Source organism: Chrysiogenia bacterium (assembly GCA_020434085.1).
Classification (GTDB): domain Bacteria; phylum JAGRBM01; class JAGRBM01; order JAGRBM01; family JAGRBM01; genus JAGRBM01.
The window spans coordinates 1-2,672 of record JAGRBM010000420.1 but is presented as its reverse complement, the minus strand read 5'-3'; the positions used below and the strand labels follow the sequence as shown (position 1 = coordinate 2,672).

Annotated in this window: 3 protein-coding genes; all 3 read right to left on the bottom strand. The window is 61.9% G+C overall.

Going from position 1 to position 2,672, the window contains the following annotated elements; all coding sequences use genetic code 11:
• A partial coding sequence (locus KDH09_14400; protein MCB0220886.1) for a recombinase family protein occupies positions 1 to 764 on the bottom strand: 764 nt, incomplete at its 3' end.
• 104 nt (positions 765 to 868) lie between these two features.
• Positions 869 to 1,060, bottom strand: a complete 192-nt coding sequence (locus KDH09_14395; protein ID MCB0220885.1) for a hypothetical protein — start codon at positions 1,058 to 1,060, stop codon at positions 869 to 871.
• Positions 1,060 to 2,672 (bottom strand): hypothetical protein (locus tag KDH09_14390; GenBank protein MCB0220884.1); only part of this gene is annotated, 1,613 nt, incomplete at its 5' end. The genes KDH09_14390 and KDH09_14395, both read right to left, overlap by 1 nt.

Here is a 2,672-nt window from a genome sequence, read left to right as displayed (position 1 = left end):
TTCTTGATGATCCCCTCGATCCCGTGCTTGCTGATCCGCGAGCCCTTGCGGCTGGCAAAGCCGTCCTCGCCGCAAAGCTGCGCCACCTTCTCAAGCGAGTAGAGCCCCGTGGCGTAGCGCTCGAAGGCCCGGCGCACGTGGGCGGCCTCCTGCTCAACGTGAATCAGCGAGCGCTTGCCCCGGTCCCAGCGGTATCCCATGGGCGGGATGGAGGGGTACTGGCCCGATTCGGCCTTCTTCATCTGGCCCTTGGTGACTTCCTCGGAGAGGTTGTCCACGTAGTTCTTGGCCATCAGCACCTTGATCCCGTGGATGAACTTCGTATGAGAGGACGCCTCCCGGCCGAGGACTTCGTTTTCCTTGACCAGGTGAATGCGCGCATCGCGCTCGCACACGAGCTCGTCGAGGGTCGTGTAGTCCTTCAGGTTTCGATAGATTCGGTCGGTCTTCTCGACGAGGATGGTGACCGGGGTGAGCGAGGACCGGATGAAGCGAACCATCTCCCCAAAATGGGTGCGCCCTGCCTTGCGGGCCGTCTCCACGTCCACGAACTCATGGACTATCTCGAAGCCCCTTTCTGTTGCATACCTGCGAAGCAGGTCGAGCTGGGCCCCGATGGAGAAGCCCTCTTCCTGTTCCTTCGACGAGACACGGGCATAGATGACGGCGCCGTTGGAAGGCCCCGTAATGACCCGCTTGGAGCGATTCTTCTTCGTTCTGCGGGCCGCCCAGCCCTGGGCGGCCTCCTGCCTGTCACTTCCCATGATGTCTCCTCGCCGCGGCTGAGCCCGCCGCGCAGAGTGTCGCCCTCATTTCCAAACGGCAGGCACACGTCCGGCGCGATTCTACCGCACTTGAGGCTTCGCTGTCAGCTGATTTCGTGGGGATGCTGCGCGGATTTGTACTGCTCCTCACCTTCCCGGAGCAGGTGAAAGTAGCGGCGCATCTGGAGCAGAAACTCCCGCGCTTCCCGGGCCGTGGCCTCACGGCCCAGATAGGGCTCCAGCGCCTTTGCGGCTTTCACCAGAAGCTCATCGGGAGGCCATGGAGCCCGGCTCATCACTCGTCCTCTCCGATGTCGCGGGCGCAGTAAAAGACCGTGCGACCCTGGCTCGTATAGCGCTGCACCTGCCAGCCCGAGCGCTCCAGGATGTCGAGGGAGTCCTTGAGACGCGCCCCCATCTGCTGGGCGCTGGAGAAGGGATTCAGGAGATTTCGCTTCTTGGCGAGCGCCGCGAAGGCGGCGTGGAATTTCAGTGAGGTATCGCGGAAGGAAACCCGCGAGGGCCTTCCACCGGCAAAGCACTCGGCGTCGTGGCGAATCTGGAAGACCTGGGAGAAGTCCTCGGAAGATTTTGCGTGCAGCAGCTCGCTCACAAGCTGCTCCAGATAGAAAAGCACCGGGTTGGTATGAATCTCAGTCTCGCGGGCCCTGGCGTCCTGCACGCCGAGCAGCTCTTCGATGATCTCGCGCGCCTGTTTTTCGGGATTGCTCAGGAGTTTGGGCCTTCGCTCGTCGGGGACGTATTTGAGCAAAACTTCGAGGATGACGAAGAGCCCGGCGAGGAATTCGTCCAAGCGCTGCTTGGCATGGTGGGGGAAGACCTGGCGAAGGAATCCCAGATAAAAGCGCTTCCGCTCGGAGAAAACAGGGAGAATCTCCCTGGCCATGACGACGAAGAATGCCGAGAGAATTTTTGAGCGCTCCTCGCGCAGGCGGTCGAGCACAATCGTCTTCTGAAATCCCGGATTCCCGAACTTCCCCTCGAATTCGACGTTCCACGTGCGGGTAACGAGCTCATGCACATCGAAGGGCTCGATGGCGGTCACGATCACCTGGTTGTAGAGGCGCTCGTAGACGTTCTCTGAATCGGTGCCGCCCTTTCGCTTCTGGTTGACGGTTCCGGTCGCAGCCGCAAGGAGAAAGTTCAGAGTCCCGCGGTCGATGTCGCGGGACTCCAGGTTGTCCTTGATGGTGAGCGGATTGGTCATGCCGTCGGCAAAGTCCGAGGCCGTCCGGCTCTTTCCCACCCAGTCCTCTCCGTAGAGAAGGACCGAGCAGAGATTAGCCGCGGTCGTCTTTCCCGAGGCTGCCGTGCCGCTCATGTGCAGGAGGGCCCGGTCGCGGCTGAAGGGCAGCAGGAAGACGTTCAGGAGCCAGCAGGCCACGAAATACTTGCTGGCCGGGTCGGTGGAGAGGTTCTGGAGAAAGAGCTCCCGAAAGGAGCGTAGAGCGCCTTCCACGCTCACATCGGGATCGAATTCGAGCGGCGCCATCTTGTTCGAGGGCCGAAGCAGGCAGCTCTGGGCATTGGGAACGCTGGTGAGCGAGCCCGGCGCGATTCTGAGCAGCAGATCGTCGCTTCTGGCCGTATGCAGGTAGAGCGTATCGCCCTCGACGTGCAGCCAGGGGGAAACCTCGATCCGGCGGCCATGGAGGAGACACTGGCACTCCAGTGCATCGAAGATCACCTTCGCCCGCGGCTCAGAATAGACGAGATCGGCCACGTCATAGAGCAGCGCGCGGAATGCCGGTTCGGTCCCGAGGCCGTAGACCTTCCCCTCGTGGGAGAGATAGCAACGCCCGGCGCCGGATCTCTCGACAAAGAACGTGCGCTCGGCCCCAAGCCACTGCCAGAGAATCGTGGCCTGATTCTTTGCCGCGTCGGGAG

Excerpts from the sequence above, each read along its gene's own strand:
- KDH09_14395 (MCB0220885.1), bottom strand. The coding sequence starts at position 1,060 with ATGAGCCGGGCTCCATGGCCTCCCGATGAGCTTCTGGTGAAAGCCGCA.